The sequence below is a fragment of the uncultured Methanobrevibacter sp. genome, assembly GCF_937906425.1.
Taxonomy (GTDB): domain Archaea; phylum Methanobacteriota; class Methanobacteria; order Methanobacteriales; family Methanobacteriaceae; genus Methanobrevibacter.
This window is the reverse complement of the sequence record NZ_CALCYR010000058.1, coordinates 1-14,614: the sequence shown is the minus strand read 5'-3', so window position 1 is coordinate 14,614 and position 14,614 is coordinate 1. Positions and strand designations below refer to the sequence as shown.

Annotated in this window: 16 protein-coding genes; 7 read left to right on the top strand and 9 right to left on the bottom strand. The window is 26.9% G+C overall.

The genetic code is table 11. From position 1 onward, the window contains the following. Positions 1-613 precede the first annotated feature (613 nt). From Q0138_RS01700 to Q0138_RS01690, 3 genes are all read right to left on the bottom strand, one after another. The gene (locus Q0138_RS01700; protein ID WP_297980057.1) at positions 614-775 is read right to left on the bottom strand and encodes a preprotein translocase subunit Sec61beta; all 162 of its coding nucleotides are present in this window, start codon (positions 773-775) and stop codon (positions 614-616) included. A 414-nt stretch (positions 776-1,189) separates the two neighbouring features. Next, a complete protein-coding gene (locus Q0138_RS01695; protein WP_297980055.1) occupies positions 1,190-1,798 on the bottom strand; it encodes a site-2 protease family protein in 609 nt (202 codons plus the stop codon). Between the two features lie 149 nt (positions 1,799-1,947). Further along, positions 1,948-2,754 carry a CPBP family intramembrane glutamic endopeptidase gene (locus Q0138_RS01690; RefSeq protein WP_297980053.1) on the bottom strand — a complete coding sequence of 269 codons (807 nt, stop codon included), beginning with the start codon at positions 2,752-2,754 and terminating at the stop codon, positions 1,948-1,950. Between the two features lie 270 nt (positions 2,755-3,024). On the opposite strand from Q0138_RS01690, the gene Q0138_RS01685 reads away from it, so the two are divergent. Further along, positions 3,025-3,408, top strand: a complete 384-nt coding sequence (locus Q0138_RS01685; protein ID WP_297980051.1) for a hypothetical protein — start codon at positions 3,025-3,027, stop codon at positions 3,406-3,408. A 217-nt stretch (positions 3,409-3,625) separates the two neighbouring features. Here Q0138_RS01685 and Q0138_RS01680 read toward each other — a convergent pair whose 3' ends face one another. From Q0138_RS01680 to Q0138_RS01665, 4 genes are all read right to left on the bottom strand, one after another. Continuing rightward, entirely contained in the window at positions 3,626-4,480 is an 855-nt protein-coding gene (locus Q0138_RS01680) for a DUF4013 domain-containing protein (RefSeq protein ID WP_297980048.1), read from the bottom strand. A 224-nt stretch (positions 4,481-4,704) separates the two neighbouring features. Then, positions 4,705-5,442, bottom strand: a complete 738-nt coding sequence (locus Q0138_RS01675; protein WP_297980046.1) for a DUF4013 domain-containing protein — start codon at positions 5,440-5,442, stop codon at positions 4,705-4,707. After that, positions 5,443-5,691 carry a helix-turn-helix transcriptional regulator gene (locus Q0138_RS01670; RefSeq protein ID WP_297980044.1) on the bottom strand — a complete coding sequence of 83 codons (249 nt, stop codon included), beginning with the start codon at positions 5,689-5,691 and terminating at the stop codon, positions 5,443-5,445. 425 nt (positions 5,692-6,116) lie between these two features. Next, positions 6,117-6,932 (bottom strand): CPBP family intramembrane glutamic endopeptidase, encoded by an 816-nt coding sequence (locus Q0138_RS01665; protein ID WP_297980042.1) that lies wholly within the window; start codon positions 6,930-6,932, stop codon positions 6,117-6,119. 503 nt (positions 6,933-7,435) lie between these two features. On the opposite strand from Q0138_RS01665, the gene purB reads away from it, so the two are divergent. Continuing rightward, the gene (gene purB / locus Q0138_RS01660; protein WP_297980040.1) at positions 7,436-8,785 is read left to right on the top strand and encodes an adenylosuccinate lyase; all 1,350 of its coding nucleotides are present in this window, start codon (positions 7,436-7,438) and stop codon (positions 8,783-8,785) included. Between the two features lie 429 nt (positions 8,786-9,214). Here purB and Q0138_RS01655 read toward each other — a convergent pair whose 3' ends face one another. After that, a complete protein-coding gene (locus Q0138_RS01655; RefSeq protein ID WP_297980036.1) occupies positions 9,215-9,943 on the bottom strand; it encodes a tRNA threonylcarbamoyladenosine dehydratase in 729 nt (242 codons plus the stop codon). A 381-nt stretch (positions 9,944-10,324) separates the two neighbouring features. Here Q0138_RS01655 and Q0138_RS01650 point away from each other — a divergent pair, with 381 nt between their 5' ends. From Q0138_RS01650 to Q0138_RS01640, 3 genes are read left to right on the top strand one after another with little or no spacing between them, the layout of a single operon-like run. Next, positions 10,325-11,083: a DUF4013 domain-containing protein gene (locus Q0138_RS01650; RefSeq protein ID WP_297980033.1), complete on the top strand. Its 759-nt coding sequence runs from the start codon at positions 10,325-10,327 to the stop codon at positions 11,081-11,083. A gap of 12 nt (positions 11,084-11,095) precedes the next feature. After that, entirely contained in the window at positions 11,096-11,845 is a 750-nt protein-coding gene (locus Q0138_RS01645; protein WP_297980031.1) for a TatD family hydrolase, read from the top strand. A gap of 52 nt (positions 11,846-11,897) precedes the next feature. Next, positions 11,898-12,581 carry a uracil-DNA glycosylase gene (locus Q0138_RS01640; RefSeq protein WP_297980028.1) on the top strand — a complete coding sequence of 228 codons (684 nt, stop codon included), beginning with the start codon at positions 11,898-11,900 and terminating at the stop codon, positions 12,579-12,581. A gap of 202 nt (positions 12,582-12,783) precedes the next feature. On the opposite strand, the gene Q0138_RS01635 is transcribed toward Q0138_RS01640, so the two are convergent. After that, on the bottom strand, positions 12,784-13,197 hold the full coding sequence (locus Q0138_RS01635; RefSeq protein ID WP_297980025.1) for a hypothetical protein: 414 nt from the start codon (positions 13,195-13,197) through the stop codon (positions 12,784-12,786). 256 nt (positions 13,198-13,453) lie between these two features. Between Q0138_RS01635 and Q0138_RS01630 the strand changes: the two genes are divergently transcribed. Next, a complete protein-coding gene (locus Q0138_RS01630; protein ID WP_297980023.1) occupies positions 13,454-13,681 on the top strand; it encodes a tautomerase family protein in 228 nt (75 codons plus the stop codon). A 257-nt stretch (positions 13,682-13,938) separates the two neighbouring features. Continuing rightward, on the top strand, positions 13,939-14,454 hold the full coding sequence (locus Q0138_RS01625; protein WP_297980020.1) for a MarR family transcriptional regulator: 516 nt from the start codon (positions 13,939-13,941) through the stop codon (positions 14,452-14,454). Positions 14,455-14,614 lie beyond the last annotated feature (160 nt).

Below are 14,614 nucleotides of genomic sequence, written 5' to 3'. Positions count from 1 at the left end.
TGTTTTTAACTGTTTATAATACACCTTTAAAAAATCTTAAATGATTTAATAAATATTAAATTAATATTAAATAAACTTTAAATTAATCTAAAAATGATTTTAAATAATCATAAAATATCTAATAATATTATGTTATTAAAATCTTATAATATTTTTCATAATGATAAAAATTTAAAAAAATTCATTATTAATTAGAATTTTTTTCATAATAAAAACATTAACCAAATGATTAATTTTTTACTAATTAATTGATTATTATAGTTATAGATTTAATATATAAAAAAGATTGTGAGAGCATATAAAAAGTAATATTTTTAAAAAATTGAAAAAAATTTTATAAAAATTAATTTTATTATTTAAATTAATTTAAATAACCCATAGCTAAAAATTGATTAAATTAATTAAAATAAGTTAAAATAACTTAAAATAGCTTAAATTGATTAAATATACTAAAAAATAAAGTAAATAGACTAAATAAATAAAATAAGTTAATAAATAGTAAATAAATAGTAAATAAATAGTAAAATAATAAAATTAAATAAAAAAAATTAGATAAAATAAATAAAAAAAGTAGAAAAAAAGTAAAATAGATTAAAATTAATCTAAATTAAACTTATACAGAGTATCTTAAAATTAAGCAGAAGATACCTAAAATAACGGTAATTGCAATAATAATTTCTGGAGATACTTTTGGACCTACACTTTCATCATCAAAATATCTAACTAAACCTGCACCACTCATTGGCATACTATATTTATCATCTTTTTTTGCCATAATATCACAATAAATTAATTTTAATAATTTTTAATAAGTTTTAATAAATTTAAGTAAATTTTTATAATTTGTAATGGTTTTAAACCAATTTAAACCTAAAAAAGAAGATTTAAGATTAAAAAACAATAATAAAAATTTCTATAAACATATGATTTTTTTAAGTATTGTATATTTCTATAATTTATTATATTAAAGACTTTTGTTTTTAAAAATCATCTTTTTTCAAATATTGTAAAACAATTATTCAAAAAATTTTCAATTTACATGAATAAAATGAATAAAGAAATAATAAAAATCCTTAATTAAAATGAATAAAAATCTAAATTAAAATGAATAAAGAAATAATTAAAATCCTTAATGAAAAGAAATAAATAAAAAAAGAATTTATTTATAAATAAATCCCATTAAAAATATTTAACCTAAAAATCCTCCATAGACTACAAGCAGAATAGCTGAAATTGCAAATACCACTAACCAAATAGGAATACTCCAAGATATAACCTTGGATCCATCCAAAGGAGGAATCGGCAATAAGTTAAAAGTTGCCAAGAAGAAATTAATTCTAGTACCAAGCAAAGAGATCAATGCAATAATGTATTCTGTGTCATTTGTAACAACTCCATTGAAGGAACTTAAAATAGCCAAAAATATTAAACCAAGAACAATATTAACAATCGGCCCTGCAATGGAAACAATGCCGTTTTCCTTTTCAGCCATTCCTTGAGAATAAATGTATACCGCCCCAGGAGCTGCAAAAATAAAACCAAAGAAGGAACTTAATAATGCAATGACCAAACCTGTTGGCCACAATTGATATTCTGCCCAATATCCATAATGCATTGCTGCAAACTTATGTCCCAATTCGTGGAAAATAAATCCAGCACCTACACCAACCATAACTATTGGGAAATAAAATAGAATATCATTATAATTCCCATTGGAATAAAGAATAGCAAATCCCAATGCTATTACAATAAAGGAAATTATTAAATCTCTTATTTCTTTTGTTGTAAACTTAAACATAATCTTACATTAATCTTAAGATAATATATAGTTTATGTTTATAAATGGAAAAAGAATAATGAAAAAATAAAATAAAATAAAATTAGAATAAAAGGTAAAAATAAAAGAATAAAATTAAAATAGGCTAGATTAAAATCATATGAATTATTCTAATCAAAGCTGCTAGGCCATTCCTTAAAAATAGCTCTGAATAGAACCAAATTAGTTAAAATAGCTAAAATGAAAATTACAATTACACTAATACTGTTAAAAAACAAATATTCAAGTCCAAATAATGCAAGCAGGAATGAAATTAAATTGTTTAAAAAGTGAGCAAATATTGGAACCAAAATATTATTTGACTTAACATAAAGGATTGAAACGCAAATTCCAAAAAGAATAGCTCCCAATATTCCACCAAAACCATGACAGATACCAAACAGTACTGAAGAAAGTATGATTGCCAAATTAAGATTATTAAATTCCTTATTAAATCTTCTTAAAAAAATTCCTCTAAACAATAGCTCCTCCACAATTGGAGAAAGGACTACAATCGCCACGAAATAAACAATTACAGTCAATGGACTAGATGATGTAAAATCACCGAACAAAGAAGAATCAAACTGTAAAAAGCCTAAACTTGAGAAATACCTTAAAATAAAGTAAATCATTGTGACAAAGAAAATATTTGCCAAAACAATAAAGAGGATTTGATAAAACTTAGAAACCTTAAAAATAGACTCATATTGGGATTTCAGACTTTTAAAGAAAGATTGTCCATCACCAAAGGAAATAGAATTGAATTTATAAATAAAAAACAGAAGCATAATTCCATACAATGACAATTTGAAAATAAGACTTCCTAAGGAAAAGTTAAATAAAAGTGGAATTAAGGTTAAAACGAGAATAAGAAGCAAAAAGAAGGACAAAACTTTAACTAAAGATAAATTATCCAAATAATCATTTAAATTAACCATAAAAATCACTTTTACTCTAAAATTTACTTAAATTAAATCATTTTTATTTAGGTTTAAAATTTAAAAAAATATCCTAAAATTTACTTAAATTAAATCATTTTTATTAGGTTTAAAATTTTAAAAAATTAAAAACCTTTCAAAAAACATGAAAAGTTCAAAAAACTTAAAAAAATTAAAAACTTAAAAACTTAAAAAACTTTTTTAAAAAACATGAAAATTTATTGTTAAATTAAGATTGTTTAATATAATATATAAACCTAAATATAAACTATGAAAAACGAATATGTTCCTGAAGTTCTGGAAGTAAAATACGCAAATGCAAATGGAAGTTCCAAATCAATTAAATTAATAGGAAATCAATTGCTTGTAAATAATCCAAATCCAGAAATAATTAATGTAGAAGAGATAAAAGAAGAAAAATGGATTGACTTTTGGGAAAATCTGGAAAAAATAGCAATTTGGGATTTGGAAGAAGTTTATGAAGCATGCAATTTAGATGGAGGGTTTAATTGGAAAATTGAAATTGAATACAAAAACAAGTCAATCAATAGCTATGGAGTAAATGTAGAACCTAAAATCTATATTGGAAATAGAATTCATTCTGTTTTAGAAGAATTGTATAAATCATTAGAGGAATTGATTGAAATTGATTAAAATAACTAGTGAAAACTGATTAGCATTCACTAAACTTTTAATTAACTAAAAGAGCCCAAATAATTAAAAAAAGAATAAAATAAGAATAAAATAAGAAAATAAGAATAAAATAAAAATAAAATAAGAATAAAAAAAGAATAAAAAAGAAATAAATAAGAAAATAAGAATAAAATAAGAAAATAAGTTAAATGAAAATAAAAAAAGAAAGAATGAAGAATTATTCAAAATTCATTAATTCTCCATTGGCTGCTCTGTAAAAAGATCCATATACTCTGGAAACAAAGATATTAATGAATGGATTAACAATCAATCCCATTAAAATCATACTTAAAACAACTGCAATCAAAGCACTTGAAAATGCGATTCCAATCAAATTGGAAATAATTGAAATGATTATATTGCAAAACATTACAATAATAAACTGAATGATTGTTAAAAATATTAAACCGCCAATGAATCTTACCCATCCAAGATTTGAAATAAGATTTAAGATTCCTTTAAAGTCAAAAGCAGCTGAAAATTTATCATTCTTTATCAAATTAGATACTGCCATTATTTCCAAAAAGTATACAAAAATGAATAAAACAACTGAAATTCCAATCAAGAGGAGCCCAATATTATTAACCGCTGCACCTACATTGTTATTAACGCCCAACATTAAACCAAGAGCAAATAGGATTGTTGGCAAAATCAAATAAGCCACAACACAGATTAAATATTTCAATCCATTTTTAAGTCTTTCAACAGGATTTGAAAAGCCAGGAAGCTCCTTTTTAGATTCAATTGAAAATTTAATTACATCATAATTATAACCAAGGATATAAATTAAAACCACAAGGCCAAATATTGCCAATAGGCAAATAAATATTGAATTTGTGCTTGAAACTTGAGGAATTAGATTTATTGTTACATTGCTTGCCTCAAATTCCTTTAAACTTGCATAACTAAGATATTCCATAGCCAAAAATATGATGTTTAAAATTGTGAAGAACAATCCAAAGACCAATACCTTTTTACCGTCATTAAATGGATATTTTAATCCTTCGGTTACAGTATCTGTAATACTACCCATATTATCACCTAAAATAAAAAGATAAAAAAATCATTACACACCCTAAGATAAGAGCATAATCAATTAAAACTGAATACACACCCATACAAAAGAATAAACTTATACTCAATTACATATCACCATTACTTATTAAATCTTATTTAATGAAGATTATAAATCAAACCAGTCTAAATAAATGCTCAATTAATGAAGATTATAAAGCAAACAAGCTAATAAATAATCAATTAATGAAGATTATAAAGCAAACCAGTTGCTCTAGCGTCCAGGATGTGTAGGAATGGTCCTACAATAAACATCATTATAAGTACTGAAAGAATCATTCCAAAGCCCATAATGCCGCCGGAAATATATCCTCCTGCACCTAAAACAGCAGTTGAGAATCCTAAAGCAGTGAATATAAAACCAATTACCCAGTAAACAATATTGGTTAAAATTACGCTTAAAACAATAATTCCAATATAAGTACCAATTACTCTTAACCATCCAATGGAAGATATAATTTCATACAATTCCTTAATTGCAAATGCTTTTGAAAGAGATCCCTCATTTACAGCCATATGTGCAATAGCCATTTTACTCATTAGATAAGCAATGACTGAAATGGCAAATACTATTATAAATCCTATAATAAGAACAGCTGCAGCTCCAGTACCTTGAAGGTTTCCTGCAATAGCCATAATTACCATGAAAAGAAGGAAAGGAACTAACATATAAATCAAATTGACAATAAGAACCTTTACTCCTTCAATCAACATTCCAATTGCATCGGTAAACTCAGGCAATCCATCAGAACCGCCAATCATGCCGTTAACAGCCTTTAATGTAACTCTATAATCATATCCATAAACCAAAAAGATCGGTATAATCAAGAAGCTTAATAAAAACAGCACCCCTAATTTCAACAAGGTGGATAAACTTTGATAGGAATACTCCAAAGCATCCTTATAAATATCTAAAATCATTTAATCATCCCCATCGTCGAACTTTTCATCTAAAAGGAAAACTTCTTCTATTGTGAAGTAATTATCCACATTTCCCTTGTGAAAACGTTCATTTAAAACTTTTGTAATATTATAGGCTAAAAGCAAAGATGGATTATAACGACCATTTTCCAAAGCATTGATCGTTTGACGAGTTACCCCTACAGAGTCTCCCAACTCTCTCTGACTCATCTTAACTTCCTGCCGCAAATCTTTTATAATTGTTTTCATATGACCACTCAAAACAAATATATTTTATAAATGGAATCAATTTTAAAAATCTCCAAAAAGCAAATTGATTTTAAAAAAAACAATTCAAATGTTAAAAATATATTCCATATGTTAAAATTATATTACTTATTATATAAATGTTTCTAATTATCATTAAAAAATTGAATTTTTTTAAAAATTTGTAAAAAAATCAATGAAAAAATTAATAGTTTAATTAAAAAACTAGAAATAAAATAAAAAAATTAATAATTTCATTAAAAAAACAATACAAAATAAAATAAAAAAATTAATAATACTACTAAAAAATAAGTAAAAATTAAAAATAAGGCTTAAAAAGAGTTAAAAAGAATAAAAATATTAAAAATATTAAAAATATTAAAAATATTAAAAAAAAGTAAAAAAAAGAAGAATTAATAGAAAATATACTAAACTGGACTATTTCCCCTAATCTTCTTAATCTCCTGATATAAATAAACAATTATCAAAATGCCTGAAACCATGGAAACGATTAAAGTAATCGGTAAAAAAGGCATTTGGAATAAAAATCCATCTACTGGGAAGAAATCTAGAAAAACACATATAAGATTATTCAGAAAGTGTACAGACATTGACACTAGAATATTGTCTGTCTTAATGTATAAGACACACATACACATACCAAATACAAATGCGCTTGTCATTCCACCAAATTCATGCCCTATTGCAAATAGGAATGAAGAAAGAACAATAGCTGGAAGTATGCCTATTCTGATTTTAAACCTATTAAACAAAATTCCCCTGAATATCAATTCCTCAATTATAGGAGCAACAATTACAGAACCGATAGCTTCAAGAATAAAGACTCCTGGATCTATTGCCGATGGAGTAAAATCAAGACTTGTTACCCATTCAGGATCAAAGGCAGCAATAACCACATCCAAACTTGAAAACATTGCTGTGATAAAAAATGCAAAGAGCAAATTAATTACCATTACATAAATAATTTCTCGAGCGTTTCCATTCTCAAATAGATTATGAAAATTATTGGAAAGACCAGTTGTTCCCCTTAATGCATAAATGAAAAACAAAAATAAAACCAAAAGAAAACTGACCATAATTAAATCATCATAAATATCCATTAAAGGACTTGTTAGTTCATCAATAAATAGTGTAAAAACAAAGGCAATTATACATGCAATTATTAATTCCCTAATTTTGATAGTTCTTAAACGAACATTAAAATCAGTAATGTTAAAATCCATAATCATTATCCTCCTACTACCTAAGATTTAAGCAATTATTAGATTAAGCAAAATTTCATTTAAAAATAATTTTTGAAAAATAAAAACAACCTATAACAATACTTCTAATAATAATTAAACAAAACTTCATTTAAAAATAATTTTTGAATAATAAAAACAATTTATATCAAAATTCAATTCAAAATTTAAATAATCAAAACAATTTATATCAATATTAATTTAGAATTTTGATAATCATACAATTCTAATAATAATATTTAGTTTGGAATTAATAAGTTTTTAGAAAAAATGAAATTATTTTAAAAGATTTTTAAAAAATCATATAAAAATTAATAAAATATATTTAATCTAAAATTCAAAAATACAATTGTATATCTAAATATATAAATTTTAGAAATATTAAAATCAATAAATGAATTTTAAATTTCTAGAAAATCAATGCAATTTTAAAAATATTTAGAAAGAATCAAAATTATTAATTATCCATAATAAGGAGAGTTTAAATGGCAATACATCCAATTGAATTTAGATATGGAACTCCAGAAATGAAAAGAATCTGGGAACAGGAAAACAAGCAACAAAGAATGTTAGACATTGAATCTGCATTGGCTCAAGCAGAAGGAGAACTTGGAATCATTCCAAAGGAATATGCAGATGAAATCAAGGCTAAAGCAAGTATTGAATATGTTACCTTGGAACGTGTAAGTGAAATCGAGGCTGAAACCAAACACGATATCGCATCCCTTTCCAAAGGATTAAGTGAAGTCTGTGAAGGTGAAGCTGGAGAATATGTTCATTTTGGAGCAACATCTAACGATATTGTAGACAGTTCAAACTCTTTACTTTTAAAAGATTCCATTGAAGTCCTTGAGGAAAAAATCGAAAGACTAACTAAAATCATACTCAAATTAGCTGAAGAAAACAAGACAAAAGTTTGTATCGGCCGTACACATGGTCAACATGCACTTCCAACCACATATGGTATGAAATTTGCAATTTGGGCTGATGAACTTCACAGACAATATGACAGATTGCAACATGCAAAGGACAATGTATGTCTTGGTATGATGGACGGGGCAGTTGGAACAACTGCAGCGCTTGGAGAGGACGGCTGGAAAATCCACAAGAAAGTGTCTGAAATTCTAGGATTGAAACCGGCTCCAATCACAAATCAGGTCTTGCAAAGGGACAATCATGTGGAATTCATTGCAACCCTTGCTAATATTGCTACCACACTTAGCAAAATAGCTCTTGAAGTTAGAAACCTGCAAAGAACTGAAATTCAAGAGTTAGGCGAATACTTTGACCCTGAAAAGCAAGTCGGAAGTAGTACCATGCCACATAAAATGAACCCTATTACTGCTGAAAGAATCTGCGGTGTTGCAAGAATTGTAAAATCATATGTAAATGCAGCAATGGAAAACAACCCTCTCTGGCACGAAAGGGACTTGACAAACTCATCCTGTGAAAGAATCATGTTCCCTGAAAGCTGTATTCTTACAGATTATATTCTCAATCTTACAATCAAGTTAATGAACAATCTCATCTTCTATGATGAAAACATTGAAAGAAACTTGAATTTCACAAATGGATTAATCATGGCAGAAAGATTGATGGCAGAACTTACCAGAGCTGGAATGGGTAAACAAACCGCTTATGGAGTAGCCAGAAAGAATGCAATCAAGGCAAATAAGGAAAAATTACTCCTTGCAGACCTAATCCTTGAAGATCCTGACGCAAGTAAATTCCTAACAAAAGAAGACGTTGAAAGAATCATGGATCCTCATACTTATATTGGTTCTGCACCAATAATCGTTGATGAAATTATTGAATCCTCTAAAGATTGGTTTTAAATAAACCAATTCTTATTCTTTTTTCTTTTTTTAAAATTAAATTAATAAAGCAATTCTTTCTTTTTAAAATAAAAACAACAATAATTGTTTAAAAATAAACCAAAACCTTTTTCTTATTTTCTTTTTTTTACAATAAAAACAACAATAATTGTTTAAAAATAAACCAAAACCTTTTTCTTTTTTTCTTTTTTAAAATAAAAATTAAATAATTAATTTTTTATAAAATAAAATTTTTTATTAATTATAAAAATAAAAATTTAAATGATTTTTTAATAAAATAAGAATAGTCCTTTTTAAAAAATAAAAATAATTAATAAAAAATTTAAAATAAATAAAAAAATAAACTTTTTAAAAAAATAAAAATAATTAATAAAAAATTAAGTAAAATAACTCATTAAAACTACTTTTTTTAATCAAACAAGCACTTAATTAACCTATCTTACTTTTTCCGATGTGAAGAATGTCCTTTATAACTTCACCTGCAATTATCAAACCTGCAACTGATGGAACAAAAGAAACGGTACCATTGACCAAAAATTTAGCATTCTTATTTATTTCACAATTCTTGGTGTCTATTGGATGTTCTCTAGAATAAACAACCTTAACATCCTTTATATTTCTTTTTCTAAGGTCCTTTTTCATGATTCTAGCAAGGGGGCATACTGAAGTCTCATGAATGTCAGCCACTTCAAAGAGAGTTGGATCCAACTTGTTTCCAGTCCCCATTGAAGAAATGATTGGAACATCTGCTTCCTTGGATTTGGATATGATTGCAATCTTTGCCATTATGGTATCAACACAATCAACAACATAGGACAAGTCATCTGTAATTATATCTATTTCAGAATCGGCCAAATAAAATTCAGGATAGGTTTCAATATTTGCTTCAGGATTGATTGACAGGATTCTTTCCCTCATCACATCAACCTTGTTTTGGCCAATTGTATCCACTGTTGCAATAATTTGTCTGTTAAGGTTTGTTTCATCAACCTTGTCATAATCCACCAGAATAAAATTACCTATTCCACTTCTTGCAAGCCCTTCACATACAAAAGAGCCTACACCTCCAAGACCAAAAATAGCTACCTTGGAGTCCTTTAATTTCTCCATTCCCTCATTTCCAACCAACATTTCTGTTCTTGAAAACTTATTATCCATTCCACTCACCAAAATTATTATATATAATACTTGGACTTATAAGAATAAAAAACTAATGCAAGACTTTTACTTGATTTTCATAAACTTGATTTTTAAGAATTTGGATGAACTGAATTTTCAGACAAAATTTTAATTCAAACCCCATAAAAGAACAAATTTCAATAAGAATAAATTCAAAACCCATAAAAAAAAACAAAACCCAACAAAATTTTAATTCAAGACCCCATAAAAGAACAAAATTCAATAAAAATAAATTCAAAAATCCGTGAAAGATTTAACAGAAAGAAAGGCATAAAAATTTTAAATTAAACATTAAATTAGTTAAATTTATTATTCATATTTAAAAATATATAAATGAGGATTAATATGCCATTGATTAAAATGAAAAAAGTTTGGGATTATTGCACATACAACAAGCCATTTTTCCTATTTGTCATAATATTGCTTTGTATATTGAATTTTACTTCCAATTACTATTATATGTTCCCTAAATCTTGGAGACTTCTAGAATTTTTTATAATTCCCACAATAACAACAGGTTATGGAATGACAATCACCCGCGATAGAATAAACCAGGGTGTTAGACTGCCTAAGATATTGATTAAAGATGTTTTAGTTTTGGGAGTGAAATCCATAATTGTCTTTAATATTTATCTATTCATTCAAGGATCTATTTTGGATTTTGTATGCTCTCCATTTAATTTTCCAACTTTTGAATTGGAAGACATGCTACTTGATTTGCCCAATACATTAAACTTATTATATTCACATAATCCTGTCCATACATTGATTTTTCTTGTACTGGGATCCATTCTCTTTTATATTACCAGTTTCTTTATGGAAATTGCAATTGCCAGACTTGCAGATACAGGAAGTATTTTAACTGCATTCAAATTTGCAGAAATTAAAAGAGACATTGACACTTTAGGGTGGAGACATTATACAAAGGATTACACCCTTATTATTCTAGCTTTAGTTATTTTTTCATCATTAAGCTATTTGACAATTCCAGTAAGTATTTTAGACTATGTATGGAAGATTGCACTGAAATTATTCCTATTGGCAACTCAATTTCTAGGTATTGGTGCAGTATATGCTGAAATTAAAGAGAAAAAACAAAGCCAAAAACAAAATTCATAAGGTAGAAATCATATGATAATAGACACACATTGCCACATTTACAGCAGTGAAATGGAAAATGCAGAGGACATAATAAGAAAAGCTGCAAAAGAGGACATAGACATAATCTTAAATGGCACAGATTCCAAAAGCAATGAGGAAGTATTGAAACTATCAGAGAAATATGGGAATGTTCATGCTGCCTTAGGCTATTTTTACACCCTTGCAGATGAAATCAGCGAAGAAGAGATTCAATTATTAGACAATCAACTAAATAACAACAAGGTAATAGCTGTTGGAGAAATAGGCCTTGACTATTATGATAGAAAGGACAATAAGGACAGACAAAAGGAATTGTTTGGAAAAATGCTGAATCTTGCAGAAAAGCATAAACTTCCAGTGATAGTTCATTCCAGAAAGGCAATGCAGGACACCTATGAGATTTTAAAAAGACATAATCTTCAAGGATCATTGCACTCATACCAGGGTTCAGCTGAAATGGCAAGGGAATTTATTAAATTAGGTTTCTACATTGGAATTGGAGGAACAATAACCCATAAAAACAATAAGAAAATTAAGAGGATGATTCAGGAAATTGATATAAATCACATACTCCTTGAAACAGACTCTCCATATATGGCTCCTGAAGAAAAAAGAGGAGAGCGAAACACTCCATTAAACTTAAAATACATAATTAAAAAATTGGCAGAAGAATTAGATTTAAAAGAAGAAGAAATCATAGAGATAAGTACAAGAAATGCTCAAAAATTATTTAAAATATAAAAAAACTTGAATTAAACACAAAACACATTAAAATTAGCAATTAAGTGATTTTATGATTGGAAACAGTTGGGATAAAGTTTTAAAAGAGGAATTTGAAAAGGAATATTTCCAAAAAACAAAAGACTTTGTAGATGCAGAATACAATGCAAAAACAATTTATCCTCCAAAGGAAGAAATATTCAACGCTTTCAAACTATGCCCCATTGATAATGTAAAGGTAGTTATCCTAGGTCAGGACCCATATCATGAGGAGGGTCAGGCTCATGGACTTGCATTCTCAACTCCTAAAGGCCATCCAATTCCAAGATCCCTTAAAAATATATTCAAGGAAATAGAAACTGAATACGGCTACCCAATTCCAGATTCAGGATGTCTTGAATCATGGGCAAAACAGGGAGTTTTCCTGCTTAATACCGTCCTTACAGTGGAAGAAGGAAATGCAAACTCCCACAGCAAATGTGGATGGCAGACATTTACAGACAATGTAATAAAAATCCTGAATGAAAAGGAGAGTCCCATTGTTTTTCTCCTATGGGGAAAACAGGCAGAATTGAAAAAGGAATTGCTCAATAATCCAAAGCATCTGGTTTTAATATCCTCACACCCTTCACCATTCTCAGCAAGAAGAGGATTTTTCGGATCCAATCACTTCAAACTAGCCAATGAATTCCTAAAGGAAAACAATATCGAAGAAATAGATTGGCAAATAAAAAACAAACAACAAAAATTGATTTAAATAAGAAATTAAGAATTAATAAAATGAGGAGGAGTCATGATTTTAAGCTCCCCTTGAGAATAAAAAAATCTTTAAGACTTTAACACACCCACAACAAAAAAAAAGAGAAATAAGCTTACATGATGAGGGGGTTTCAATTTCACAAAAGACCGCTGAACTCTTCAGCCTTGAAATTGACGATTAAATAGAACAGAACATACTTTTAATCAATCAGAACATCTATCCTATTGAAAAGTTCACCATATTTTTTATAAAGGTCTTTAAATTCATCATCATCCTTGGACATTAAATCTATCTTAATCTCATCACCATCATTAAGGATTTTCAACTCATCCTTATCGAAGATATCAAGAATCAATGATTTAATTTCATTAAACTTTTCTTCAGTTAAATTATACATTCTCTGATGGTTTAATGTATCCATTGCATGAATAAGTCCATTCTCTGCCCTATCAATACATGTGGAGAGCCTGATTTTTGTTATCATATAATAAGGAGCCTCAATTTTGTCACGGCGAAGTACAATTGAAATCTTTGAAATTACATGATCATCATCTGAATTTTCATTAATGAATTTAATCCATTGAAACTGTTTTATGTTTGCATTATTATTCATGAAAGTCATGGTAATATATTAATTTTTATAAATATTTAAGTTTAATTAGCTTAAAGATTGAATAAGAATAAGCAAACACTAAGTTTATGCTTTTTAATTATCCTTTGACTTCTTAAAAATAAATATTTTGAAAGAAAATTTATAAAAAATCCATTTATTCAAAAGCAAAAGTTAACAATTATTTAATTAGCATATGCGAAATATTTTATATTTTAAACAAAATAATAATATTATAAAAATTAAAGGATGTGAAAATATGCCACATATACAAGTAAGTTTATATCCAGGAAGAGACGACGAATTAAAAAACAAAATGGCTAAAGAACTGAAAAATACAATTGTTGAAAAAATAGGAATACCAAAAGAGGCAATAAGTGTTTCAATAGAAGACATAGAAGCTGAAGACTTTGAAAACACAATCCAAGACAGATTAAAAAATGAGAAAAACGAATTGATTTTAGAATCAGATTACATTAAAGAATAATTAATGGGAATTCCCTTAATTAACTATAAAAATCTGATTTTTAATATTTTTTACTTTTTTATTTTTAGCTTGCTTATTTTATCTTATCCAATAATAAAACATACAACACCCTCCACAACTCAAAATAAAAAAAATTCATCACCTCCACATAATTTAAAATTTTTAAATGTTTACTGATAAACAGTTTCCTAGGAAACATTTATATATCCAAAAGCCCAATATAAAATTGAAAAAAACAGAAAAAATGCCAAATATATGTGCTTGAAAACCGGGAAAAATACCCAATACCTATGGTTGAAAACCAGGAACTAAAGAAAGATGAAAACATGATGGAAAAAGACAATTCAATAGATAAATATGACATGATGCCCTTTATTGCATTAATCCATAATATATCAAAAAACAGACTAAATTATTCCCTTAAAAATCCAAAATCAGATATGGCCTATGAAAGCCGCTACCTGATTGAAATTCATAAAAGAAAAAACCTTTCACAAGAGGATTTGGCAAATATATTTGGACAAAGCAAGGGAACAATAGCTAAAGCACTTAGAAAACTGGAAGACGAAGATTATGTTGAAAGGATTGTTGATAAAAACAATAGAAGAAAGTACAAAATAAAAACAACTGAAAAGGGAGAAAAACTAGCTGTTTTATTAAAAGAAGACCTTGAAGAATGGGAAGAAAAAGTTGGAATCAGCGAATTGGACGAAAAGACAATAGAACAACTAAAGGAAATAGCTAGAAAAAGCGAAGAAATCCTTAAAGAATAAATAAAATTAAATTTATCTAAAAAAACTCTAAAAAAAATAAAAAAATTAAATTTAATCTAAAAAAAACTCTAAAAAAAAATAAATAAAATTAAATTTATCTAAAAAAACTCTAAAAAAAATAAATAAAATTAAGTTTATCTAAAAAAACTCTAAAAAAAAT

What these genes read in the sequence shown, in the direction of transcription:
- Q0138_RS01700 (WP_297980057.1), bottom strand. Translation starts at nt 775, where the DNA reads ATGGCAAAAAAAGATGATAAATATAGTATGCCAATGAGTGGTGCAGGT.
- Q0138_RS01695 (WP_297980055.1), bottom strand. Translation starts at nt 1,798, where the DNA reads ATGTTTAAGTTTACAACAAAAGAAATAAGAGATTTAATAATTTCCTTT.
- Q0138_RS01690 (WP_297980053.1), bottom strand. Translation starts at nt 2,754, where the DNA reads ATGGTTAATTTAAATGATTATTTGGATAATTTATCTTTAGTTAAAGTT.
- Q0138_RS01685 (WP_297980051.1), top strand. Translation starts at nt 3,025, where the DNA reads ATGAAAAACGAATATGTTCCTGAAGTTCTGGAAGTAAAATACGCAAAT.
- Q0138_RS01680 (WP_297980048.1), bottom strand. Translation starts at nt 4,480, where the DNA reads ATGGGTAGTATTACAGATACTGTAACCGAAGGATTAAAATATCCATTT.
- Q0138_RS01675 (WP_297980046.1), bottom strand. Translation starts at nt 5,442, where the DNA reads ATGATTTTAGATATTTATAAGGATGCTTTGGAGTATTCCTATCAAAGT.
- Q0138_RS01670 (WP_297980044.1), bottom strand. Translation starts at nt 5,691, where the DNA reads ATGAAAACAATTATAAAAGATTTGCGGCAGGAAGTTAAGATGAGTCAG.
- Q0138_RS01665 (WP_297980042.1), bottom strand. Translation starts at nt 6,932, where the DNA reads ATGGATTTTAACATTACTGATTTTAATGTTCGTTTAAGAACTATCAAA.
- purB (WP_297980040.1), top strand. Translation starts at nt 7,436, where the DNA reads ATGGCAATACATCCAATTGAATTTAGATATGGAACTCCAGAAATGAAA.
- Q0138_RS01655 (WP_297980036.1), bottom strand. Translation starts at nt 9,943, where the DNA reads ATGGATAATAAGTTTTCAAGAACAGAAATGTTGGTTGGAAATGAGGGA.
- Q0138_RS01650 (WP_297980033.1), top strand. Translation starts at nt 10,325, where the DNA reads ATGAAAAAAGTTTGGGATTATTGCACATACAACAAGCCATTTTTCCTA.
- Q0138_RS01645 (WP_297980031.1), top strand. Translation starts at nt 11,096, where the DNA reads ATGATAATAGACACACATTGCCACATTTACAGCAGTGAAATGGAAAAT.
- Q0138_RS01640 (WP_297980028.1), top strand. Translation starts at nt 11,898, where the DNA reads ATGATTGGAAACAGTTGGGATAAAGTTTTAAAAGAGGAATTTGAAAAG.
- Q0138_RS01635 (WP_297980025.1), bottom strand. Translation starts at nt 13,197, where the DNA reads ATGAATAATAATGCAAACATAAAACAGTTTCAATGGATTAAATTCATT.
- Q0138_RS01630 (WP_297980023.1), top strand. Translation starts at nt 13,454, where the DNA reads ATGCCACATATACAAGTAAGTTTATATCCAGGAAGAGACGACGAATTA.